The organism is Pseudomonas sp. D3-10 (assembly GCF_051132175.1).
Classification (GTDB): Bacteria; Pseudomonadota; Gammaproteobacteria; order Pseudomonadales; family Pseudomonadaceae; genus Aquipseudomonas.
Genome location: NZ_CP071668.1, coordinates 1,818,495 through 1,843,559, shown reverse-complemented (window position 1 = coordinate 1,843,559; position 25,065 = coordinate 1,818,495). Strand labels below are relative to the sequence as shown.

10 protein-coding genes (1 of these 10 cut by a window edge) are annotated in these 25,065 nt (G+C 62.4%); 5 read left to right on the top strand and 5 right to left on the bottom strand.

Annotated features, from left to right (window positions below):
• Positions 1–130: 130 nt before the first annotated feature.
• On the bottom strand, positions 131–1,747 hold the full coding sequence (gene pvdP / locus J3P90_RS08160; protein WP_434676090.1) for a pyoverdine maturation tyrosinase PvdP: 1,617 nt from the start codon (positions 1,745–1,747) through the stop codon (positions 131–133).
• Between the two features lie 258 nt (positions 1,748–2,005).
• Between pvdP and pvdM the strand changes: the two genes are divergently transcribed.
• From pvdM to J3P90_RS08135, 5 genes are all read left to right on the top strand, one after another.
• On the top strand, positions 2,006–3,376 hold the full coding sequence (gene pvdM / locus J3P90_RS08155) for a pyoverdine-tailoring dipeptidase-like protein PvdM (protein WP_434676089.1): 1,371 nt from the start codon (positions 2,006–2,008) through the stop codon (positions 3,374–3,376).
• Positions 3,373–4,653 (top strand): pyoverdine-tailoring periplasmic protein PvdN, encoded by a 1,281-nt coding sequence (gene pvdN, locus J3P90_RS08150; protein WP_434676088.1) that lies wholly within the window; start codon positions 3,373–3,375, stop codon positions 4,651–4,653. The genes pvdM and pvdN overlap by 4 nt, the downstream gene beginning before the upstream one ends.
• Before the next feature lie 20 nt (positions 4,654–4,673).
• Positions 4,674–5,549: a formylglycine-generating enzyme family protein gene (locus J3P90_RS08145; RefSeq protein WP_434676087.1), complete on the top strand. Its 876-nt coding sequence runs from the start codon at positions 4,674–4,676 to the stop codon at positions 5,547–5,549.
• A 275-nt stretch (positions 5,550–5,824) separates the two neighbouring features.
• Entirely contained in the window at positions 5,825–7,483 is a 1,659-nt protein-coding gene (locus J3P90_RS08140; RefSeq protein ID WP_434676086.1) for a cyclic peptide export ABC transporter, read from the top strand.
• A 39-nt stretch (positions 7,484–7,522) separates the two neighbouring features.
• Positions 7,523–11,653: an amino acid adenylation domain-containing protein gene (locus tag J3P90_RS08135; RefSeq protein WP_434676085.1), complete on the top strand. Its 4,131-nt coding sequence runs from the start codon at positions 7,523–7,525 to the stop codon at positions 11,651–11,653.
• A 141-nt stretch (positions 11,654–11,794) separates the two neighbouring features.
• On the opposite strand, the gene J3P90_RS08130 is transcribed toward J3P90_RS08135, so the two are convergent.
• The 4 genes from J3P90_RS08130 to J3P90_RS08115 form a co-directional block, all read right to left on the bottom strand.
• Entirely contained in the window at positions 11,795–12,166 is a 372-nt protein-coding gene (locus J3P90_RS08130; protein ID WP_434606950.1) for a DUF6124 family protein, read from the bottom strand.
• Positions 12,167–12,675: 509 nt separating this feature from the next.
• On the bottom strand, positions 12,676–15,147 hold the full coding sequence (locus J3P90_RS08125) for a TonB-dependent siderophore receptor (RefSeq protein ID WP_434676084.1): 2,472 nt from the start codon (positions 15,145–15,147) through the stop codon (positions 12,676–12,678).
• 356 nt (positions 15,148–15,503) lie between these two features.
• Entirely contained in the window at positions 15,504–18,731 is a 3,228-nt protein-coding gene (locus tag J3P90_RS08120; RefSeq protein WP_434676083.1) for a non-ribosomal peptide synthetase, read from the bottom strand.
• On the bottom strand, positions 18,728–25,065 hold the 3' end of the coding sequence (locus J3P90_RS08115; protein ID WP_434676082.1) for a non-ribosomal peptide synthase/polyketide synthase. Its footprint extends 7,225 nt past the window's final position; 6,338 of the gene's 13,563 nt are visible here — the last part of the coding sequence; its start codon lies off the right edge, out of view — the gene reads right to left on this strand; the stop codon is at positions 18,728–18,730. The genes J3P90_RS08120 and J3P90_RS08115 overlap by 4 nt, the downstream gene beginning before the upstream one ends.

The window sequence follows — 25,065 nt, the reverse complement described above, 5'->3', positions numbered from 1 at the left end:
CCGCCTCAAAACACCTGACCCACAGAGGCGCTCGTCATTGGGGCGCTTCGCAGCCCAGCGGGAGCAAGCTCCCTCGCCACAAAAGCAGTCATTGCACACGGCCCCAGGTTCGGTCGGTTCGAGCCTGGGCTCACACCACCTTGGCCTTGAGATTGCGCGCATACCAAGGCCTCTGCGGTACGCGGCGAAACAGTTGAGCCAGCTTGTCGTCATCACTGCCAAACGTAATACGCAACGCCAACTTCATGGTTTCCGGGTCCATCTCCACCGAGCGCCCGACCTGCAAACCCGGCGTGGTGCTGCAGCCATGGGTGTCCGGGCCGAGCCAGGGGTCGGCGATTTCGACCCAGCGGCCCGGGGCGAACCAGGACACGCCGTTGACTTCGAGCCGGCTCACTTCTCCCGGATGAAAGCGTTCGTGGGTGCGAAACCAGTCTTCGAGGCGATCGTCGATCCAGCCGTGAAAAGCCCAGAACACCGGGTTTACATGGGAGGAAAACGGATCGCCTAAAAAGTCGTTTTCCGGTTCGAACCAGCGCTGGGCGAAGTCGGCCTGATCACGGGCGAATGGCACCGGATGGCCGTTTGACGGATCTCGCGGCACCGAGGCCCAGCGCATATGCAGCCAGTCATGCAGCCCCAATTCCACTTCCGAACCGAACTGGCCCAGGGTCAGTTTGGATAAATAGCGCGGGTCGCGGTAACGGGATTCCCAGACCTGGAAATTGCTGTGATAGGTCTCGGCGGTCTTGATGTCGCTGACCCATTGGGCGTATTGCTCGTCACCACGGGCGAGCCACGTTGGTGGCAGTGCCGTCCCGTCGACGTTGTCGAAATACCGGGCAAAGCCCAGGCGATCACGCTCCAACTCGGGTTGCGGCAATGGAAAACGTGGCCATGACGGCAACGGCTGGAAAGAACGCGCCGTGCCGAGCATATGCCGGTGCATGAAGAAGAAATCCACGCCCGAGCCGTTGCGATCTTTGCGCGGCCCGCGAGCATCACGTTCGTTGTCCCGCGGCCCGGGTTGCCAGCCGATGCCACGCAGGGCGTCGCGCTTGTCTTCGTCGAGGGTGTGCCATTTGTCTCGCGTGGCATGCCAGAGTTGATGGAACAGCCGGTGCTCGGGCGACACCAGCCAGTCCAGCAACTTCGGGCTCAGCGGCGTACGTTCCCGGGCTTCGGGGAACCGCTGTTTGACGGCGACGAACTGATTGTCGAGCTCCGGCAACGCCAAAGGGCGATCCAACCGCAACACCCGGCCGCTGAGGGTGGCCGTGCCGGCGTTGCCGAAACCGGCCCAGACTTCGTCCAGGGTCATGATGAATTCGTAGTCTGGCGTGCCATGCCCGGCACCGATCAATCGCCAGCTCAATTGCTTTGGGTCGCTGCCGGCCAGGTCGCCCAGCACCCGATAACGCGGTTCATCTCCACCGCGCAGGCGTTCGGCGATGTCGAGGTAACCCACCAGGCCACGGCCCTTGTGGGCGATGTCGAGAAACATCTCCAGATTGTCGCCCGGCAAGCCGTCGAGGCCGGCATCGCGCCCGCTGAAACGGATCGTCCAGATTCCCCGCAACGTGTTCGCCCGCCGCTGTCCGGCGACGTCCGCCACATCGAAGGAAGCTTCGCCGGGTGTGATGGTCGGGTCCGGCCGGGTCAGTTCGCGATGCCCGTAGTACACCGCAGGCACGGCGGCACCGGTCAGCGCCAGGCCTGCCATGAACCATCGTCGAGAAATCGTCATTGCCTTACCTGTATTCGCCCTGGGGTGGGCTTTATCCAAGCTAGAACGATGGCTGGGGCGACAAATTTATAGGCAGCCATGAGGCCGCCTTCGCGAGCAGGCTCGCTCCCACATGGGAACGCGATCCTCTGTGGGAGCGAGCCTGCTCGCGAAGAGGCCCTTGAGAACACCTAAATTTCCCGCCCGATCACTCGTTCCCCCCAGATAGCAAAGGCCCCCGCGCCTGTCCTTCCAAGGCGAACCAGACTGAGATCGGCAATGACAACACCACGTTCGAAAAAGGCTCTTTTCACCGGCGTGCCCCTGGCCCTGGCGCTGGTCGTCGGGGCTGGCGTCGCGGCCTGGGACCATTGGTGGCGGGACAACCCCGGCTACCCGGTCAAGGTGATGAAAGAAGCGCGCGAGCTGCACGAACGCCTGCTGTCCTTCGACAGCCACATCACCGTGCCGCTGGATTTCGGCACCGCCGGCAACGAAGCGGACAAGGACGGCGAGGGCCAGTTCGACCTGGTGAAAGCCAATCGCGGCCGCCTCTCCGGCGCCGCGCTGACGATCTTCGGCTGGCCCGAACTGTGGAACGGGCCCAACGCGCCACACAAGCCCACCGCCGGGTTCGTCGAGGAAGCGCGCAACCAGCAAGAGGTGCGCTACAGGATCATCACCGGCATGGTCCGGGACTTCCCCAACCAGGTCGCCATCGCCTACACCCCGGACGATTTCCGGCGCCTGCATGGCGAAGGCAAGTTCGCGATTTTCATCAGCATGCTCAACGCGTATCCCCTGGGCCATGACCTGAGCCTGCTGGACCTATGGACGGCGCGGGGCATGCGCATGTTCGGCTTCAGCTACATCGGCAACAACGACTGGGCCGACTCCTCGCGCCCGCTGCCGTTCTTCAACGACTCGCCCGACGCCCTTGGCGGCCTATCGGACATCGGCAAGCAAGCGGTGACGCGCTTGAACGACCTGGGCGTGATCATCGACGTGTCGCAGATGTCGACCCTGGCCCTGGAACAAGTCGCGCAACTGAGCCGCACGCCGCTGGTGGCGTCCCACTCCGCGCCACGGGCGATGGTGGACATCCCGCGTAACCTCAGCGACAAGGAAATGCAGCTGATCAAGGCCAGCGGCGGCGTCGTGCAGATCGTTGGTTTTTCCCAGTACCTGCGCCCGCTGACGCAAAAAACCCAGGACAAACTCAATGCCCTGCGCGAGCGCTTCGACCTGCCGCCACTGCCCAACCTGGCGATGGCCTTGATGCCCGGCGACCCGATCATCGCCGCATGGCCGGAACAGAAGTTCGGCGAATACGCCGGCCAGCTCTACGGCATTCTCGACGAGGAACCCAAGGCCAGCCTCAAGGACCTGGGCGATGCCATCGACTATGCCGTGCGCAAGATCGGCATCGACCACGTCGGCATCAGTTCGGACTTCAACGAAGGTGGCGGCGTGAAAGGCTGGCAGAACGTCAGCGACATCCGCAACGTCACCGCCGAACTGCTGACCCGCGGTTACTCCGAAGCCGACATCGCCAAGCTGTGGGGCGGCAATTTCCTGCGGGTCTGGGATCAGGTGCAGAAGGCCGCCCGCCCTGCCATCGCCTCGGCGCAGAAGGCCGCTCAGCCATGATCGAGCGCCGCGCCTTCCTCAAGCACGCCGGGATTGTCGCCGCCGGCCTGCCATTGGCCGCAAACCTGCCTTCGAGTGCCGCGGCCGACTCTCCGCCGCCGCTGTCCCGGGACAAATGGGCACAGCTGCGCTCGCTGTTCAACCAGGACCCGAACTACCTGCACTTCTCCAATTTCCTGGTCACCACCCACCCGCGCCCGGTGCGCGAGGCCATCGAGCGGCACCGCGCCGCCCTGGATAAAAACCCCGGGCTGTTGATGGACTGGGACTTGGGCGTCACCGAAGCGTGCGAAGAAAACGTGCGGACCTGGGCCGGTCGCTACCTGCAAGCGAACCCGAAGCAGATCGCCCTCACCGGCAGCACCACCGAAGGCCTGGCGATGATTTACGGCGGGGTCCATGTCCGGCCCGACCAGGAAATCCTCACCACCGCCCACGAACACTACGCCACCCACACCATTCTCGATCTGCGCAAGCAACGGGACGGAACACGGGTGCGCAAGATCAAGCTGTTCGAGAACGCCCATGGCGTCAGCGAGGCGCAAATCCTCACGGCCATCGACCGCAACATCCGTCCCGAAACCCGCGTGCTGGGCATGACCTGGGTGCACTCAGGCAGCGGCGTCAAGCTGCCCATCGGCAAGATCGGCGCCCTGGTGGACAAGCACAACCAGGGCCGCAGCGATGAACAGCGCATCGTGTACGTGGTGGACGGCGTGCACGGTTTCGGCGTCGAGGATTTGAGTTTCCCGGCGATGAATTGCGACTTTTTCATCGCCGGCACCCACAAGTGGATGTTCGGCCCACGGGGCACCGGCGTGGTGTGCAGCCGCAGCGAAGAGGTCAGGTACGTCACGCCGATCATCCCGACCTTCTCCGAAGCCACGGCGTTTTCCACCACCATGACCCCGGGCGGCTACCACGCCTTCGAGCATCGCTGGGCGGCGGACGAAGCGTTCAAGCTGCACCTGCAACTGGGCAAGGCCGAGGTGCAGGCGCGTATCCACGCGCTCAACACTTACCTGAAAAAACACCTACTCGCGTTGCCGCAGGTCGAGCTGGTGACGCCGCTGAGCCCAGAACTGTCCGCTGGCTTCACTTTCTTCCGGGTCAAGGATCGCAAGAGCGACGAGATCGCCGCCTACCTGATGCAAAACCGCGTGGTCGCCGATGCCGTGCACCGCGATGCCGGACCGGTGATCCGCACCGCGCCGGGGCTGCTCAACACCGAAGCCGAGATTGATCGCTTCCTGGCGCTGTTGGGCAAAACACTCTGATGACTGATCGAGAGCAATCGATGAACCGCTTTTTATTGAAGACACTCCCGGCGTTGGCCCTCGCCGCCCTGCTGCCCTCCGATGCCCAGGCCTCGCAACCGGGCCAGGTGTTTCGCGACTGCAAGGACTGCCCGGAAATGGTCGTGCTGCCCACCGGCACCTTCCAGATGGGCACCCCGGAAGACGAAGTGGGCCGCGAGCCCGACGAAGGCCCGCTGCACCCGGTGACGTTCGCCAAGCCCGTTGCGATCAGCCGTTTCCAGGTGCTCAAGGGTGAATGGTTCGCCTACCTGCGCGATACCGGCTACGTGATGCCCGACGGCGACAAGCGCCCCGGCCGCGCGTGCCGGGCCGGCGTGCCGGACTACCAGGGCAGCGACCCGCGCAAGCAATACACCGACCGGCACCCGGCGGTGTGCATGAACTTCCAAGAGGCCACTGCCTACGTGGCGTGGCTTTCGAAGAAGACCGGTAAGCCGTACCGATTGGTCAGTGAATCCCTGCGCGAATACGCCGCACGTGGTGGCAGCAACGGCCCATTCCCCTTCCCATTCGACGAAGGCAAGGACTACAGCATCGCCCAGCACGCCAATACCTATGGCGCCGCCGACGGCTTCAACTTCACAGCGCCGGCCGGCAGCTTCGCGCCCAACGCCTTTGGCGTGTACGACATGCACGGTAACGTCTACGAATGGACCGCCGATTGTTTCAACGAAAACTACACCGATGCGCCGAGCGACGGCAGCGCCGCGCCGGTGGGCAACTGCAAGGTGCGACGCATCCGCGGCAACGACTGGGGCGAAGCGCCGGTTTTTTCCCGTTCGGGCAATCGCAATGCGGTGTTTTCCGATGCCCGCGGTGACTGGCTGGGGTTTCGGGTCGCCCGGGATATGTAGCTCAACCGGACCATCTGAAGATCCGCTTTTTGTGGCGAGGGAGCTTGCTCCCGCTGGGCTGCGAAGCGGCCCCTAGATTTTGCGGTCGCTGCGCAACCGAGCGGGAGCAAGCTCCCTCGCCACAATAATGTGTGTCAGGAGACTCTGGTTAAATCCCCTTCCCCTCCAATCGTTCCATAGGTGGGCGCGCCCCGACCGGCGTGCCGCTGTCCTCCAGCCCTTGCGGTGAAAGCCCGCGATGGCCTTTGCCTTTTTTCATCTAGCAGGGAAACCTCATGAGCCAACCAAAACGCGGGGTGATCACTGAGCTGTTCATTCTGCTCAAACCCTTCCGGCTGATTGTCGCAGGCTCCATTCTCCTGGGCATGCTGGGTGGCTTGAGCATCACGGCCCTGCTGGCAACCATCAACGGCGCCTTGAACGCCGATGCGGGGCCCACCCCCCAAGTGTTGGCGACCTTTGCCGGCCTGTGCGTGGCAGCGCTGCTGACCTCGATCCTGTCGGACATCGGCACCAACCACGTCGGCCAGAACATCATCGCCAGCCTGCGCAAATCCCTCGGCCAGAAAGTCCTGCTGGCGCCCATCGAGCAGATCGAGCGGTTCCGCAGTCATCGGCTGATCCCGATCCTGACCCACGACGTCAACATGGTCAGCAACTTCGCGTTTTCCTTCGCACCGCTGGCGATTGCCTTTACCGTCACCCTCGGTTGCCTGGGCTACCTGGCCTACCTGTCGTTGCCGATGTTTGCGCTGCTGTTGGTGGCGCTGGTGATCGGCACGGTCATCCAGTACGTGGCGCGCGCTCGTGGCATTCGTGGTTTCGAAGCCGCCCGCGAGGCCGAAGACGCCCTGCAAAAGCACTACAGCGCCATCGCCGCGGGCGCCAAGGAGCTGCGCATCCACCGCCCGCGCCGCCAGCGCATGTTCAGCCAGCGCATCGAAGCCACCGCCGAGCAGATCTGCGACACCAACATCCGCGCGGTCAATACCTTCGTGGTCGCCAAGACCTTCGGCTCGATGCTTTTTTTCGTGGTCATCGGCCTGGTCCTGGCCCTGCAATCACTGTGGCTGGGCACCGACAAAGCGGTGCTCAGCGGTTTCGTGCTGGTGTTGCTGTACATGAAGGGGCCGTTGGAATACCTGGTGATGACGTTGCCGGTGATCAGCCGCGCCAACATCGCCTTCAAGCGCATTGCCGAATTGGCCGAGCAGTTTTCCTCGCCGGAACCGCACCTGCTGCTCAACGACAAAAGCGTCCCCAAGCCGACAATTCAGCGGCTCGAATTGCGTGACGTGCATTACGCCTTCCCCGCGGTCGACGGCACCCAGCCCTTCGCCCTTGGACCGGTCAACCTGACCATCGCCCAGGGCGACATTGTGTTTATCGTCGGTGAGAACGGCGGCGGCAAGACCACGCTGATCAAATTGCTGCTGGGCCTTTATGCGCCCCAGGGCGGCGAAATTCTCCTGGATGGCGAGCCGGTATCGGCGGCGCGACGTGACGATTATCGCCAGCTTTTCACCACCATCTTCGCCGACTATTACTTGTTCGATGAACTGGTGCAGGGCGATCAAAACGTACCCGGGGATGCCAACCGCTACCTGGATCGCCTGGAGATCGCCCATAAAGTCAGCATTCGCGACGGCGCTTTCAGCACCACCGATCTTTCCACCGGGCAGCGCAAGCGCCTGGCCCTGCTCAATGCCTGGCTGGAAGAACGTCCCGTGCTGGTCTTCGACGAATGGGCCGCCGACCAGGACCCGGTGTTCCGGCGCGTGTTCTACACCGAACTGCTGCCGGAGCTGAAGGCCCTGGGCAAAACCATCATCGTCATTTCCCACGACGATCGTTACTTCGACATCGCCGATCAACTGGTGCGAATGCAGGCCGGCCGGGTGGTGAGTGAAAAGGTCCCGGCAGCCTTCGCCTGAGCCTGCCCGACGCCAATGCTGTTTTACCGCGAGAACACCATGAACGAACTGCTAGATGATGATCTGTTGGCGCTGTTGCTCGATGAGGTCGCCGATGACAGGCACGCCCTGGCCAGCCGCGGCAGGCCGGATCGCGCGCCCCTGTCTTTCGCCCAGCAACGCTTGTGGCTGGAGCAGCAGCGGGACCCGACCCGTTCGGCCTACAACCTGCCACGGGCCTTGCGCCTGAGCGGCGAACTGAACGCCGATGCCTTGGAAGACACCCTGAACCGCGTCATTGATCGACACGACATCCTGCGCACCGCGTTCATTGAAATCGACGGCGCCGCCACTCAGGTAATCGAGCGCAGCGCCTGCCTGACCCTGCATCGCGAAGACCTTGCCGGGCTCGACCAGCCGGCACTTTCGCAGCGCATCGAGCAACACGCCCGGCAACCGTTCGATCTCACCCAGGCGCCGCTAATACGGGCCACGTTGCTGAGATTGAGCCGTACCGAACATGTGCTGCTGCTCAACATGCATCACATCGTTTCCGATGCGTGGTCCAATACTATCCTCATGCAGGACATGACCCAGGCGTACCGCCGGGCGGTGCTGGGTGATTCGTCTGCGCTGCCACCGTTACCGATGCAATACGCCGATTACGCGATCCACCAGCGCGGCGACTATCTGCAAAGCGCTGCCCGCCTGCGCAGTGGCGAATACTGGAGCGAGTACCTGGGCCGCGACTTGCCCACCCTGGAGTTGCCCCAGGACTTTCCACGCAACACAAGCCAACAACACAGGGCCGGTCGCGTGCACGTATCGCTGGCGCCGTCGTTGGCGCGAGCGCTGGACGCTTTTTGCCAACGCCAGGGGCTCACGCCGTTCGTGGTGGCGCTGGGTGCGTGGCAATTGCTGCTGGCCCGCTACAGCCGCCAGGACGATTTTGCCGTCGGTGTCCCCAACGCCAATCGCAACAGCCATGAAAGCCAGGCGTTGGTTGGATTTTTCGTCAGCAGCCAGGTGTACCGGGCGCGGATCGACTCGAGCCGCAGCGCATTGGATTACCTACGAGCGCTGCGCGGCCAATCCCTCGCCGCGCTGGAGCATGCCGATTACCCGCTGGAACTGATCCAGGATCAATTGGGCGCCAACCCGTTGTTCAAGGTCCTGTTCAACTGGCGCACCGGGTCACGGACGGCATCGCTGCCAAGCCTGGATCTACTGACGCTGGAGTTCCTCGACACCGGTGAAGGCCAGGCCAAGTTCGATGTGTCACTGGATGTCGACTATTCACAGCAGCAGATACTCGCGACGTTCGAGTACAGCCGTGACCTGTACCGCGCGGACACCATCGAGCGCATGGCCGAGCATTGGCAGAACCTGTTGCGGGGGCTGATCGAGACGCCCGAACGCGCCCTCGGCGAATTGCAATTATTGAGCGCCGAAGAACGGCGGCTGACCCTGGACGACTGGAACCGCCAACCCACCCGGCTGCATAGCGAAGAATGCCTGCATCGCATGATCGAAACCCATGCCGCCAACACAGGTGAGGCGATAGCGCTAACGTTCGACGGGCAGCACATGAGCTATGCCGAGCTTAACCGCCACGCTAACCGATTGGCCCATCGATTGATCGAGCAAGGCGTCGGCCCCGATGTGCTGGTGGGCATCGCCGTGGAGCGGACGCCGCAAATGATCATCGGCCTGCTGGCGATTCTCAAGGCCGGTGGCGCCTACGTGCCGCTGGACCCGGCCTACCCGGCCGACCGACTGACCTACATGATCCAGGACAGCGGCGTCAGGCAGATCCTGACTCAGGCCCATCTGCTTGAATCGCTGGCGTTGCCGGCCGACATCGACTGCCTGCTGCTGGATACGAGCGATGCCGACAACGCCTGGCCTGAGCACAATCCCGATGTGCCAATGGATCCGGACAACCTGGCGTATGTGATCTACACCTCCGGTTCGACCGGCAAGCCCAAAGGCGCGCTGCTCGCGCACCACAACGTCAACCGCCTGTTCCAGGCCACTGAACAGTGGTTCGGTTTCGACCACCGGGACGTGTGGTGCCTGTTTCATTCCTATGCCTTCGATTTTTCCGTGTGGGAGATTTTTGGCGCGCTGCTGCACGGGGGGCGGCTGGTCATCGTGTCCCACGCCGTGAGCCGGTCGCCAGAGGATTTCTACGCCCTGCTCTGCCAGCAAAAAGTCACGGTGCTCAACCAGACGCCTTCGGCGTTCAAGTCGTTGCTGCGAGTTGCATGTAAGCCTGGACAGCCCCTCATCCATCGGTTGCGGCAGGTGATTTTCGGCGGCGAAGCAGTTGATGTGCACAGTCTGCGCCCCTGGTTCGAACGTTTCGGCGATCAGGCGCCACAATTGATCAACATGTATGGCATCACCGAAACCACCGTCCATGTCACCTGGCGACCACTGTCGATGGCGGACTTGCACGGCGAAGCCGCGAGCCCCATCGGCGAGCCCATCGTCGACCTGTCCTGGTATCTGCTCGATGCGCACCTGAACCCGGTGGCCAAGGGGTGCAGCGGTGAGCTGTATATTGGGCGCGCCGGCCTGGCCCGTGGTTATCACCAGCGTGCCGACCTCACCGCCAGCCGTTTCATTCCCGACCCGTTCGACCCATCGCCAGGTGGACGCCTGTACCGCACCGGGGACCTGGCCCGCTACCTCAGCGACGGCAGCATTGAATACATCGGGCGCCTGGATCACCAGGTCAAGATCCGCGGCTTCCGCATTGAACTGGGCGAGATCCAGGCGCGCCTGCAAGTACTGCCGGGCGTGCGCGAGGGCGTGGTGCTGACCCACGACGGCCCGGGCGGCCTGCAATTGATCGCTTACGTCATCCCGACACAACCGGCCACGGTCGAACTGCGGGATAACCTGCTGATCGCGCTCAAGGCGCATCTGCCGGATTACATGGTGCCCAGCCATCTGTTGTTCATCGATCACCTGCCGCTCAACGCCAACGGCAAGCTCGACCGCAAGGCCTTGCCCGAACCCGACCTCACGCTTCGGCATTCGAACCACGTGGCGCCCCGCACGCCGTTGGAGCAGGCGTTGGCGCAACTCTGGCGGCAGTCCCTCAAAGCCGAGCGCGTGGGTATCAGCGACAGTTTCTTTGAACTGGGCGGGCATTCGATCCTGGCGATCGAGCTGATCGCCAAGCTCAAGGCGAACCTGAACATCACCGTGCGTCTGCAAGAGTTGCTGGCCAACCCGACCATCGCCGAGTTGGCCCTGTTCATCTCACAGAAACACCGTGAACAGACGCAATGCCTCGTTGCCCTGAATAACGCGCCCGCCAGCGCACCGCAGCTGTTTTGCCTGCACCCCAGCGGCGGCATCGTGTTCTGCTACCAACCGCTGGCACGCAAGCTGCAAAACCGGGCGCGCACTGTCGGCATCATGCACCGCGGCTTCAGCGAACCCCATGCGGGCCCCGAGGCCTGGCAGGAGATGATTGCCGACTACAGCAAGGAAATCGTCAGGGCCCAACCTGAAGGTCCGTATTACTTGATGGGCTGGTCCCTCGGCGGCGCGATCGCGTTCGACATCGCGGCGATGCTGGAAAGCCAGGGGCACACGGTTGATTTCCTCGGGTTGGTGGACAGCACGATTCCAGAACACCTGTATCCCTCAGGACTGCCGCGCCATCGGCATCTGGCGGGTAACGAAAAAGACGATGCGGCCTCCCAGGATCTACTTGAAGCAATTGAATACTTCGACTTGCTGTTCCCTTCGCTGACGGAGCGCACGGCGGCTTATCGACGGGAGCGACCGGACAGTTCGCTCAAGGCGTTCCATGAGTGGGCAGCCGGACAGATCGAGCCTGAGCGAGGCGACCTGTTGTCGATCGTGCAGAGCGTCAAGGAAGAGGTCATGAATGCCCAGGCGTTCTCGGTGCATGATCGGTTGCTGGAGGCATTTGCGGGATTCACTTTCAAGCCTGTGAGGGTTCGACCGAGCTGCTGGTGGACACAGGCGGAGAAAACCCCGCAAGAGCTGGCTTTTTGCGAGGCACTGGTTCGAGAGCATAGCTTGACGGGGGCGTTGCGGTGTTCGGTGCATTCTCCGCTGGGTCATCGCAGCATGATTTTTGATGAGGGGTTGCTTGGGGAGTTGGTCGAGGTTTTTCTGGCCAGTACGGTAGAGAAGCTTTCTTGAGCAAAAAATGACCCTGTGGCGAGGGAGCTTGCTCCCGCTCGGCTGCGCAGCAGACGCCGTTTTTCAGTTCAGGAACTCTGGGGTCGCTTCGCGGCCCAGCGGGAGCAAGCTCCCTCGCCACGGGGGGCTGCGGTGCTGCGGCTAGCGTGGAGGCTGGGGCAGCTCGATGTCATCCAGTGCCCGATTGGCCAGTAGCGTTCCTAGCTCGATCAATTGCTGAAGCCCCAACGCTACATGCCGCCGCGAGCCTTCCAGGTCGAAGGCCAGGTCGTTGGCCATGGCATTAGCGCAAGCCAGGGTCTCGCTGAGGGTGGTCAGTATGGATTCGGTGTTGAGCCCTTTGACCACGGTAAAGATCTGGCCGTCCTGGGTGTCGGGCTTGGCTGGCTTGTTGGGCGATAAGTGGATGTCTAGTGCTCGATCGGCCGCTTCGCGACGCTCTGCTGAGTCGAGGCTGGTGTAGGCGGAGAGATCTTTGGCTTTTTTTGGAGGGTTGGGGGTGTTCTTGACCATCTTGAAACTCCTGACTTGATAGTGAGCTTAACCACCTCGTGACCAAACGAGGGTGGTGGGCTATACGCAGGTTGGTCAACCGGGAAGTCAGGCACCCGGCGCACTCGAGAGTGCCCCGCGCACAGCCCGCCGCAAAGCATAACGGCAAAAGCGCCGAGATGCTGAGTTGCGCATGTGCGCCTGACTTCGGACAGGTGACCAAACCCGGTCGCTGATTTTGCAGCGACGGACAAAGCCTATCCCCATCGCTTCCGAACCACCAACCGACACGACTCGTCAGAAATGTCCGGCTCGCCACATTTTTTGTAGGACACAGGTTCCTGTGGCGAGGGAGCTTGCTCCCGCTCGGCTGCGCAGCAGACGCCGTTTTTCAGTTCAGGAACTCTGGGGTCGCTTCGCAACCCAGCGGGAGCAAGCTCCCTCGCCACGGGGTTTGCGTTTTCAGCGAAATTAATCCCATAAAAAAACCGACCCGCGTAAGTGGGTCGGTTTTTTTTCTTTGCAGGCAATCAGAACTGCGGCGTGTACTTCACTGTGAACATCAAATTACGCGGATCGCCAAAGTTGTTGTTGCCATTGAGTTGGTTGTAAGCCGGCGTTATGTAGGTCTTGTCGAACAGGTTGTTGGCGTTGACCGCCAGATCGATCTCAGACGTCAACTTGTAGCCGACACGGGCGTTCCATACGGTGTAGCCCGGGATTTCACGGTCATAGTCGTAAACCAGCGTGTGGCTTTGGGTGGTGAAGCCCAGGCCGGTGCTGACACGGCTCCAATCGCCGGTGAACTGGTAGTTGCCCCACACGCGCAACATGTGTTTTGGCGTCCAGGTGCTGAAAACCTTGCCTTCCTTACTGTCGATACCGCCCGTGTCTTCCAGGTACTTGGTGGTGTTATAGGTGTAGCCCGCGAACAACTGCAAGTTTTCTACCACTTCACCGCTGATTTCGGCCTCGATGCCTTGGCTGCGCACTTTCCCGGAGGCAGAAGAGCAGTTCACCCCAGTGCAGCTAGGGATGTTGACGGCGCGGTTTTCGTGGTCGTAGCGGAACACAGCCAAGGAGGTATTGACCCGTCCATCCATCAACTCGCCCTTGAGGCCGACTTCGTAGTTTTTGCCAACAATGGGCTTGAGTACCGAACCACTGGGATCGACGTTGGTCTGCGGTTGGAACACGTCGGTATAGCTGGCGTAAACCGCCCACTCACGGCTCAGGTCATAGACGACACCGGCATAGGGCGTGACCACGCCGGTTTCGGTTGAGTAGCTTGGCGTGTTGCGTGTAATTCCGGCTGCGAGTTCATTTTTCGACTTGTAGCTGAAGTCGTACCAGCTGACCCGGGAACCCAGGATCAGTGTCAGGTCATCCACCGGCTTGACGCGCCAGGTGCCGTATATGCCTTTCTGGCGCACGTCGTACTTGCTGAGGACGCCCATGCCACCCGCAGCGATCAAACTGTCGTAGCTGATGTCCGGGCGGTCATTGTCAAGGTCGAAGATCGAGTCGCTGGTGCTGTTGAAGGTACGGGCATATTTATCATCCGTCTCCAATTGGGAGAAGTTGCCACCCAGCATGACCTCCTGTTCCATCGACAAGGCTTCGAACTTGCCGGTCAGGTTCATGTCGAGACCGGCCTTGGTAGACTGGAAGTCGGTCAGGAAGTCGGCATATTGCACGCCACTGCCATCGGGCAAGAGACCACCGACTCTTTGGACGCGCTGGTTCTTCGCCTGGTTATCCTCGGTCATATACACGCCCCCCACCTTGAACGCCCAATCCTCATTGAAGCGATGCTCCAGATCGGCATAGTAGGTGGTGACATCGATTTCCGAACGGTTCCAGCGCGCGCCGGTGTAGGTGGAGCGCGACACGTCCGGCATCGAGCCATCGGCGTAGCGCGGCAAACCACGGATGTTGCCGCGCGATTCGCCATTGGATTGGCTGACCGCCAAGCCCAGGGTGGTGTCTTCGCTCAGGTCGATGTCCAACGAGCCGTACAGCGAGTGGGTTTTGGTCCACGCGTGGTCGATGAATGAGTTGCTCTGGTCTTCGTCGGCAACGATACGGCCGCGGATGTTGCCAGCGTCGTTCAGCGGACCGCCAGCGTCCAGCTGCAAGCCGTAGTGGTCCCAGGAACCGGCCTTGCCCGTCAGGGTCACGGTCGGTGTGCTCTGGCCACGCTTGCGCACCAGGTTGACAGCGCCGCCGGGGCTGCCGGTGCCTTGCAGCAAGCCGGACGCGCCACGAAGGATCTCCAGGCGGTCGTAGAAAATCAGGTCTTGGGTCGCCCAGTTGCCCAGCGAGTAGGTATTACGCGGGATCGGCACACCGTCGTACTGCCAATCGTCGATCTGGAAACCGCGCGACGACAGGATCATGCCCTGCCCCACGCCCTGGAGGCCAACGATGCCGGTGGTCTGGTTGACAGCGTCCTTGAGGTTGACCAGGTTCTGGTCATCCATCTGCTTGCGCGTCATCACGGTAACCGACTGGGGAATTTCCTTGAGGGTGTGGGTGCCCTTGCCGATCGTTACGGCGTTGCTGGTGTACGAGTTGCTGCCTTCGGTCGTTGCAGCCAACTGTTCGGCGTTGATGGTCGTTGCGCCCAGTTCCAGGCCCGCGGGGGAGCCCTTCACCAATATCAGGGTGTTGCCCTCGAGGCTGTAGCGCACGCCGGTGCCCTTGAGCAACTCGGTGATGGCCGCCTGCGGGCTCATCTTGCCGCTGACCCGGTTGCTTTTCAGGCCGGCCAACTCGTCGACGTTGTAGATCATTTGTTGGTTGGTTTGCTGGCCGAACGCTTGCAGCGCCTGCGGCAGCGGTTGCGCTGGGATGTTGACACTGACGTCTTCGGCCATCACCTGGGTGCTCAACGGCAACACACAGACCAGACCCAAGCCCGTCAACACCCGCCGCGAACGCAGGCCGCGGGACATGACAAGTGCCTTGAACAGCGGTTTCAACTCATGAATTGCCGACATCGTGCTCTCTTATTGATAGAAGTGAAAAGTCCATGGGGCCGAAGGGCCTGCCGTTCGCCAGCGCGGATTACCTGCTGACCGACCCCTCCCCGGGCACGGTCATCCGGCTGAACGACAGCGACATGTTTTCTGGACACAACCGGCGCCTGGGCTGCCTTGCCCGAGCCGATTCGCCCGCATTCCTTAGTAAGACGAAGCACCTGGGAAAAACCGGAATGAGTTTATTTATCATTTGCACGAAAGTTACAAAAAAGGCCGACGCTTGCTGGCGTCGGCCTCTTGTTGGTTGAGTGATCGTTCCCAGGCCTTCGCGTGGAAACGCCGCCAGGGACCCTCTGCATTGCGTTTCTCTCAGATCAACGACCCTGCGCCGCTTTGGCCGCCTGCTGTTGCCGAGCCTGTTCGGTCAGTCGAGCCTTTTCTTCGGGACTCATCGCCTCCAAGCGCAGGCGGGCCTGGGCGATTTTCTCCAGTTGTCCCGGGCTGTTCTCCTCCGCCCGCAAGGCCGTCGCCAGCGACGCCACGGTCGGATGATCGAAGACCAGTCCCGGATGGATGTCGCACTGCAACAGCTTGCGAATGCCGGCCACCAACTTGATCACCAGCAGCGAGTGACCGCCGGCCGCGAAGAAGTCGCGATCGATGCCCAACCGTTCGAGCCCAAGCAATTGGGCCATGCGCGCAGCGAGCAATTGTTCGAGTCCATCACGGGGTGCGACGCCCTCTTCATCGCTCGTCGCGACGGCCAAGTGCTGCAACGCCTGGCGATCGATCTTACCGTTGGCCAGCCGTGGAAAGCGTTCGATCAGGTGCCAATGCTGCGGCACCATCACGCCGGGCAAGCGTGCGCTCAGCTCGGCGCGCACGGTGTCCAGCACATCCGTAGGCAAGCCTTGCGCTGCCACAATAAATGCCAGCAAACCTTGCTCGGCCGAGGTGGCTGGCACCACCAGCGCCTCGGTTACTTGTGGCAGGCGCAGCAGCTGGGCTTCGATTTCCGCCAGTTCGATACGGAAGCCCCGCACCTTGACCTGCTGATCGCGCCGCCCCTGCAGTTGAATGCCGCCGTCCGGGCGATAACGCGCCAGGTCACCCGTGCGGTAGAGGCGCTGCGCCGGATCGAACGGGCTCTGGATGAACGTCTGTCCATCGGCCCCGGCGTTCAAATAACCCCGGCACAGTTGCGCCCCGCCCAAGTACAACTCACCCGGCACGCCCACCGGTGCCAGGCGTAAATCAGCATCCAGGATATAAACCTGATTGTTGCCCAACACCTGGGTCAGCGCCGAACAATCCTCAGCGGCACCCTCCAGCGACACCGGATGGATCGACACCGGATGGATCATCACCCCGACCGTGGCTTCCGTCGGCCCGTAGTGGTTGAACACTCGGCAATCGCTACGCAACCGAGCGATGCGCTCGATCAATGTCGGCGCAATCGGCTCACCGCCGAGCACCAGGGTACGCGGCAATGTCGCCTGCTCGCTGTCGAGCAATGCCGCGAGGTGCGATGGCACGATTTTCAGGCAATCGATCTGTTGCCGCCGCATGAACGTGGCAAACAACGCGCCGTCCTGCATCTGCTCGTCATTGGCAACGTGCAGCGTCGCGCCATTGAACAGCGCGCCAAACAGCGCCGTGTTGCCCAGGTCCGCCGCCACGGTGGAGCTGAAGGCGACATGTGTGCACTGATCCAGCGCCAACGTCTGGCTGGCCTGGGCGGTGTAGTTGAGCAATTGCCGATGTTCGATCACCACGCCTTTGGGCACACCGGTGGAGCCGGACGTAAACAACACATAGGCGGTGTCGTTGCCCTTGGTCGCCAGCGCCGGCAAGGGCTCGCTCGACGGACTCAGCCCGGCCAACGTCAGCACGTTACATGGCGGGTCCTGCCACGCCGGCAGGTGCGCCGCATCGGTGACCACCACTGCGGCGCCCGCCTGCTCCAACATCAACGCCTGACGGGCCTGGGGCCATTGGATATCCAGCGGCAGATAGGCCGCACCGATGCGCCATGCCGCCAGCATCGCGATCACCAGATCCGCCGAGCGCGGCAAGGCCAGGGCGACGATCGAGCCCTTACTCAGGCCTTGCTCTTGGAGGCCGAGGGCCACGCGTTCGACCTGCTCATTCAACTGGCCGTAGCTCAAGGACTGGTGGGCGTCGGTCAGCGCGATGGCCTCCGGCGTCCGTAGCGCCAGGTCCGCGATGCGTTGCGGCAGATAGCGCTTATCGCCCAATACTTGCATCGGCGGGTTGATCGCGCGCAAGCGCTGTTCCTCGCTGTGGCCCAGCAGGTTGAGCTGCGCCAGCGGCGTTTGCGCATCCGCCAGGATAGAGGCCAGCAGCACGTCGTATTGTTCCAACACGGTGCTGGCGGTGGCTTTCGAATAACGAGCGTCGGCGTATTGCAGGTCGATCGCGGCGAGCTGCTGGGCATCCTCCAATCGAACCTGCAGCAGTAGCTCAAGCGGATCGGTCCGGACAGGCAAAGACTCCTTCCACTTCAAACCGGCGTCGCTGTGGACGAAACTTGCTCGACCGATCGCAAAGCCATAGGCCGGATACGCCGCGTAAGGTGCCAGTTCCGGCACCCAATATTCCTGCCAGGTGCGATGCGCCTCAAGGCCCGCCGCCAACTGCACCAGCCACTCACTGAACGGCGCGTTGGGGGGCAACGGCACGCAAAGCGGCAGGGTCTTCTCGAACACGCCAATGGCGCTGGCGAAGTAGTCATAATCGCTGCGGCTGTCGTGACGCACGCCCACCAGTGCCTGATCGGAACCGCTAAGGCGTCCCAGCAGCACCCACCATGCGCCCTGTAATAACGTCTCCAACGGTTGCCCGAGCTCATCGGCCAAGCGCTGCAAAGCATCGCGCCGGACCGGTTCCAGCTCCAATGAAACACGGGCATCGGCGGTCCCGCTGCTGGCGCGGCGTGCCGCCAGCCATGGCGTGTCGATCTGCGCCTGCAAACCTTGCAGATGTTGCTGCCAATAGGTTCGCGCGGTGGCGGCATCTTCATCCAGGACCACTTCGCTGCGCCATTCCAGATACTGGGCGAAATCTCCCGGCGCTTCGTCTTCCGAACACTGGCCCGCATACGCCTGCCCTACCTGTCCAAGCAGCAGGTTCATCGATGGCGCATCGGCACTGTAGCGGGCGATGCCCAGCAGCAGTTGCCATTGCCGTGGCGCCAAACGATAAAGCACCGCCTGGACGCCAGCCGATTCGCCGACCACGAACGCCCGGCCGAGGGTTTCGTTGAACTGTGCCTGGACCTCTTCAACGGGCTGTTCGCTTGCGTTTATCGTCAGCGGGAAGCGCCCGGCCTGGGCAACCTGACGCAAGCCGTGGAAACCTGCGACCTTAACCAACCGCGCCAGCAGCATCGGCTGCTGCGTCGCCAGCCTGTCGAAAGCGCCCTGCAATCGCTGCGGGTCAAGGTCGCCGTCGATAGCCACGCTTACCCAACGCAAGGCATCGCCAGTGGTCACCGTGCCCGACAATTGCTCAAGGACCCGTTGCTGCTCGGGCGCCAGGGCGAAACCCGCGTCCTGCACGTCCATCATCACCTCGTTCATGCTCCGGTTTCCTCGGTACTGAATACGCCCCGGGCGGATTGCCCGACGGTCGCGGGCCGTTGCAGGCTGGCGTGGTCGTACATATCACCCATGGCGACCACGATCTTGCGTGGCCCTTCGAACGGGTCGCGGGCATGGGCCACCAGCATGTTGTCCAGCAGGATCACATCGCCTTTGCGCCAGTCGAAACGCACCGCGCAGGCTTCGTACAACTCACCGATACGCGCCATCACCTCGTCTTCGATCGGTGTGCCGTCGCCGTAGTAGACATGCCGGGGCATGCGGTCCAGGCCGTACATCGACAACAGGTCCTGGCGCACGTCCGGCTCCAGCCAATGGATGTGATGCAACTGCACTTGGTTGAAGAAAGATTTTTCCCCGGTGATCGGGTGCGTGATGATTGCCGGCCCTGGCGTACGGGTTTGCAATTCATCGTTATCGAGCCAACGCCACTGGATGCCGCCGGCCCGGCAACGGGCCTCCACTTCGCGGCGATCCTCGGTCTTGAAGAAGTGCTGCCACGACACGTCGAGTTTGTCGGTGAAGGTGCGTACGTAGAGCAGCCCCTTGTCCTCGAATTTTTCGCGCAGGTCCGCCGGCAGTTTTTCGTACATCAGGCGGCAGTCCACCACCGGGGTCGCGCCGCCCACGGGCGCCGCTTGCTCGCAATAGAACATCTGCTTGCGCGGCCAGCGATCCTGGTGGGAGCTCTCGTTGTGGAACAGGATCATCTTGCGTTCCGGGTATGGCGTGGAACGGTAGGTGTTCTTGCCGCCTTCCTTTTTCGGCAAATCGCCGTACTGGCCGTACAACCCCGGTTGAATCGCTTCGGCGAACGCTTCGAAACCCTGGATGCCGTCCAGCTCGAAACCACGGAAGAGGATGCCAGCGTGTTCGGCCAGCTTCTGCTCGATCAATGGCCGGTTTTGCCGGATCCACTCGATAACGTCGAGGTGCGGGTCGCCGGGCTCCAGCATCAATGGGAACCGCTGTGGCGCTGCCACCAGGGATTCACGCACCAGCGCCGGACGCGGCCGCGCGGCCGGTGTCGCCGATCGCTTGAGGAACTTGCCCAGTTTGTCGGCCTTGGGCCCCGGGACGTTGGCAGGCGTGGCGGCTGTCGCCACGTTGTCGACTGGCATGCTGATAGCTCCCAATTGAATATCCTGATCAGCGACGATCTGTTCCAACAGGGTCGTCCAGGCCCCGATCAGGTACTGGACGCGCCCATGTCCGAACAAGCGTGTGGCGAACTGCCAATTACCGCGCAATTGCCCTTCTTCTTCGTCAACGAACAATGCCATGTCGAATTTAGAATGGTTCTGCAGCGCTGGCAGGAACTCCACGCTCAAGCCCGCCATGGAGCGCGTGCGCACCGGCACGTTGTTCATCACGAACAGCACCTGGAGCAACGGGTTCATGCCTTTGTGACGAGGCACGCCCGAGGCATCGACGATCTGGTCGAACGGCAAGTCCTGATGCTCCAACGCGCCGAGCAAGTCGTCCTGGGTCTGGGCCAGGAACCGCGTGAACGTCATGCCCGCATCGAAGCGCGAGCGCAGCGGCAATACGTTGACGAAGAAGCCGATCAAGCGCTCCAGCTCCGGTTGCTCGCGCCCCGCCACGTCAGCGCCCACCACCAGATCCTGCGCGGCGCAGAGGCGATGCAACAACACTTGGAACGAGGCCAGCAGCGTGCTGTACAGCGTGACGCCGGCTTCGCTCGATAACCGCCGCAATGCCGCGCTGAGTCCGGCAGACAGTTCGAACTGCAACGCATCGCCCTCATACGACGAGGTCTGCCCGCGAGGGTTGTCCAGCGGCAGGTCGAGACGCCCGTTGTAGCCATCGAGCCGTTGCTTCCAATAGTCGGCCTGGCGCGCCAGTACGCCTTGCTCTTCCAACGCCTGTTGCCAGAGGGCGAAGTCATGGTATTGGACCTCCAGCGGCGCCAGCGGCATCGGTTCATGGCGCGAAGCGGCTTCGTAGATCTGCACCAGTTCGTTGATCAACAGCCCCATCGACCAGCCATCGGAAATGATGTGGTGCATGGCGTACAACAACACGTGTTCGGTGGGGTTCAGGCGCAGGATTCGCCCACGCAGCAGCGGCGCCTGCTCCAAGTCGATCGGCGTGCGAGCATTGTCCAGCGTCGCCTGGGCCACCTGTTCCAACTGGGCACCGGGCGATAGATCGCAGAGATCGACCAGCGGGAAATCCAACCGGACTTCGTCGGCAATCAGCGCCAGCGGATCGCCTTCGTCGTCCTGGACGTACGCGGTGCGCAGTACGGCGTGACGGCGCGTCACTTCGGCAAAACTGCTCATCAGGCGTTCGACCGATAACTCGCCGCACAAGCGCAGGGCCATGGGCATGCCATACGCCGAAGTGCCACCGGACAGCTGCTCGGCGATCCACAACCGCCGTTGCACCAGCGACAGCGGAGCCGATTGCCTTGGCCCGTGGGCCTTGAGCCGGACCTTGCTGGAGTCGCCGGCGCGCACGCTTGCATCACCGGTCCCGCTCATCAGCGCCGCCAATGTGCTGAGGCGTGGATGATCGAACAGATCACGCAAGCTCAGCGGATAGCCCGTGAGTTTGCGCAGCCGAGAGATGGCCTGGGTCGCCAGCAATGAGTGACCGCCGCGCTCGAAGAAATGATCGTTGCGACCGACCTGTTCCACTTCCAGGACTTCGCGCCAGACGTCGGCGATCTGTTGCTCCAGTTCGCTTGCGGGTGGCGCGTAACCGTTTTGCGTCGCCCCGGTTTCCACAGCCGGCAACGCCTTGCGGTCGAGTTTGCCGTTGGGGGTCAACGGCAGGTGATCGAGGAACAGCCAGTGCGCCGGGATCATGTAGTCGGGCAGATGCTCCTTGAGGCGGGCCTTGAGTGGATCGCGCAGGGTGTCGGCGTCCAGCGAGGCCACCACGTAGGCGACGAGTTGCTGCCCGCCCGGCCCTTCCTGGGCCAGCACGGCGACTTCGTTGACCTCGGGCTGCTGCAACAGTCGCGCCTCGATTTCCCCCAGCTCGATACGGAAACCACGGATCTTCACCTGATGGTCGATGCGGCCCTGGTATTCGAGCGCACCGTCGTCGCGATAACGGCACAGGTCGCCGGTGCGGTAGAGGCGTTCGCCGGTGGTGGAGAACGGGTTGGGCACGTATTTTTCGGCGGTCATCGCCGCGCGGCCAAGGTAACCCCGGGTGATGCCCGCGCCGCTCAGGTACAGCTCAGCGGACACGCCTTGGGGGACCGGTTGCAGGTTGGCGTCCAACAGGTAGCTGGCGGTGTGCTTGAGTGGGCGGCCGATATTGGCCGTGCCGCCTTGGGTGCGGCGGGTCCAGGTTGAATAGGTGGTGTCTTCCGATGGGCCATAAAGGTCATAGACATGCTCAATCCCCTGTGGGAGCGAGCCTGCTCGCGAAGGCGTCCTGTCAGTTTGCATCGGATTGCCTGACCCACCGCTTTCGCGAGCAGGCTCGCTCCCACAGGTTAGGGGTGTTGGGTAGAGGGCATCCACCAGGCTTTGCTTCAGCGGCTCACCGGCCAGGTTGATGATGCGCACGCTCTGCGGGATATCCCCACTGCGCTGCAACGCCGCGATGGCCGAGGGCACGGTGTTGATCAGGCGCACCTGGTCGCGGGCCGGCAGGTGCGGCAGTTCCAGGGCATTGCGGGCGATGATCAGCGAACCGCCGTTGGCGAGGGTCACGAACAGCTCCCACACCGACAGGTCGAAACACACCGAGGTCGAGGCCAGCACGCCTTGGATGTCGTCGCGGCTGTAGACGGTTTTGGACCAGTCGATCAGCGCCAGAACGTTGCGGTGGGCGATGGCCACGCCTTTGGGTTTGCCGGTGGAGCCGGAGGTGTAGATGACGTAGGCGAGGTTGTCCGCTGAAACGTGAGTAACCGGTGCGCTCAATGGATAACGTGAAAGGTCGAGTTGATCGAGCATCAATACTCGGGTTCCGGCCGGCTCCGTCAAAGCCACAGCCTGCTCGGTCAACAGCACCTTCGCCCGGCTGTCGTCGAGCATGTAGGCCACGCGTTCGGCCGGGTAATCCGGGTCAAGCGGCACGTACGCGCCGCCAGCCTTGAGCACCGCCAGCAAGGCGATCAGCAGTTGCTCGGAGCGCGGCATCGCCACGCCCACGCGCACTTCCGGGCCGACGCCCAGCTCGATCAGTTTATGGGCCAGACGATTGGCGCGGCCGTCGAGTTCGCTGTAGCTCAGGCGAATATCATTGAACGTCACCGCCAAGGCGTCCGGGGTGTTTTCCGCTTGGCGGGCAATCAATTGATGGATGCATAGGTCTTGCTCGAACGGCGCATCCACCGAATTCCAGTCATGGGTCAGGCGCTGGTGTTCATCGAATTCCAGCATCGACAGTTCACCCAAGCACAGCTCGCCATTAGCCGTCATCTGTCCGAGCAACTGAGCCAGATGCGCCGCCAACCGCTCCACGGTAACCGCCGAGAAACTCGCCCGCTGATAACTCATATGCACCGACAACTGCCGCTCCAGCCCCACCAACAGCGTCAACGGATAGTTGGTCTGTTCCTGGGTGATCGGCGAACCAAAACGCAAACCGTCCGGTGCGCCCTGCTCCAGGGCCTCGGCGATCGGGTAGTTCTCGAACACCAACAAACTGTCGAACAACGCGTCGCCGCCCTGCCCGGCCCAGCGTTGGATGTCCAGCAACGCGGTGTGCTCGAACTCGCGCAAGGCGAGGTTCTGCGCTTGCACCGCTTGCAGCCAACTGTCCAAAGACTGCTCGGCCCGAGGGCTGGCGATCACAGGCAAGGTGTTGATGAACAAACCGATCTGCTGCTCGATGCCAGGCAGGTCCGCCGGACGACCGGCCATCGTCGCACCGAAGGCAACCGTTTCCCGACCGGTGTAGCGCTGCAACAGCAGCAACCAGGCGGCCTGCACCAGCGTGTTGACCGTGACCTTCGAAGATCTGGCAAAGGTTTCCAGGCGACGGGTCAGCACTTCGTCCAGCACCTGCACATGATCGCCATAACCAACACCAGCGTCCGTGGGTTTGGCCACCGCGTCGGCCAGCCGCGTTGGCACTTCCAGGCGTTTCAGCAAAGGTTTCCAGAACGCTTCGCTGACCGCCGCGTCCTGGCGTTGCAGCCAGGCGATGTAGTCCCGATAACGACCGCCCAATACGGCGACGGACTGCCCGCTGTAGCGTTGCAGCACTTCGCCGAGCAACTGCGAGTTGCTCCAGCCGTCCATGAGGATGTGATGGCAGGTGTAGATCAGGTGATAACGATCGTCCGCCACGCGCACGACCACCAACCGCAACAACGGCGCCGCGTCCAGGGCAAACCCTTGTTGGCGCTGGGCCGTTGCGAGGTTTTCCAGACAGTGAGCCAGGTCAGCATTTGCGCGCCCGTCCTCAAGCTGCAACGCAACGTCGACGCGCTTGTACACCACCTGCAATGCATGCTTGAAATCGCCGTCCCAGACAAACCCGCTGCGCAGCACGTCATGGGTATCCGTGGCCGCCTGCCAGGCCAGGCGGAAGCGTTCGACGTCCAGCCCTTGGACCTCCACGCGCATCTGGTTGATGTAGTGGCCGGCCTGTTGCTCGTACAGCGTGTGAAACAGCATGCCCTGCTGCATCGGCGACAGCGGATAAAGGTCCTCCACCTCTCGCGCCACCAGCGGCAACGCGTCCAATTGCGCCTGGTTCAGCCCGGCGAGGGGGAAGTCCGACGGCGTGAAGCCGTGGCGTTCGGTCTGGCAACAGTGGTCGATCAGCGCCCGCAATTCCCGAGCGTAATCCTCTGCCAGCGCCTGGATCGTCGCTTCGTCGAACATCTGCGTGCTGAAGCTCCAATCGATGCTCAACTCGCCGGCATAGACGCTGCCATTGAGTGTCAACCAGTTATCCAGCGGTGCCAACGGACTTTGCGCCGCGCCCGCCGATTCGCTGGCCGGGACAAACAGCCCATTGGCCGCTTCGTTGAAGCCGCTGTCGAACTGCCCCAAGTAATTGAAGGTGATGCGCGGCACCGGCAGTGCCGCGAGGGCACGACGCGTCGGTTCATCGCCCAGATAACGCAGCACGCCGAAGCCAAGCCCTTTGTCGGGGATCGCCCGCAGTTGCTCCTTGATCGCCTTGATCGAGCCTTCGGCGGTCGCCGTCGGGGTCAGACGCACCGGGAACAGGCTGGTGAGCCAACCCACGCTGCGGCTCAGGTCCACATCATCGAAGAGGGCCTCGCGGCCATGGCCTTCCAACTGGATCAAGGTCGACGCCTGGGAAGTCCAGCGGCCGATCACCCGGGCCAGCGCCGTCAATAGCAGGT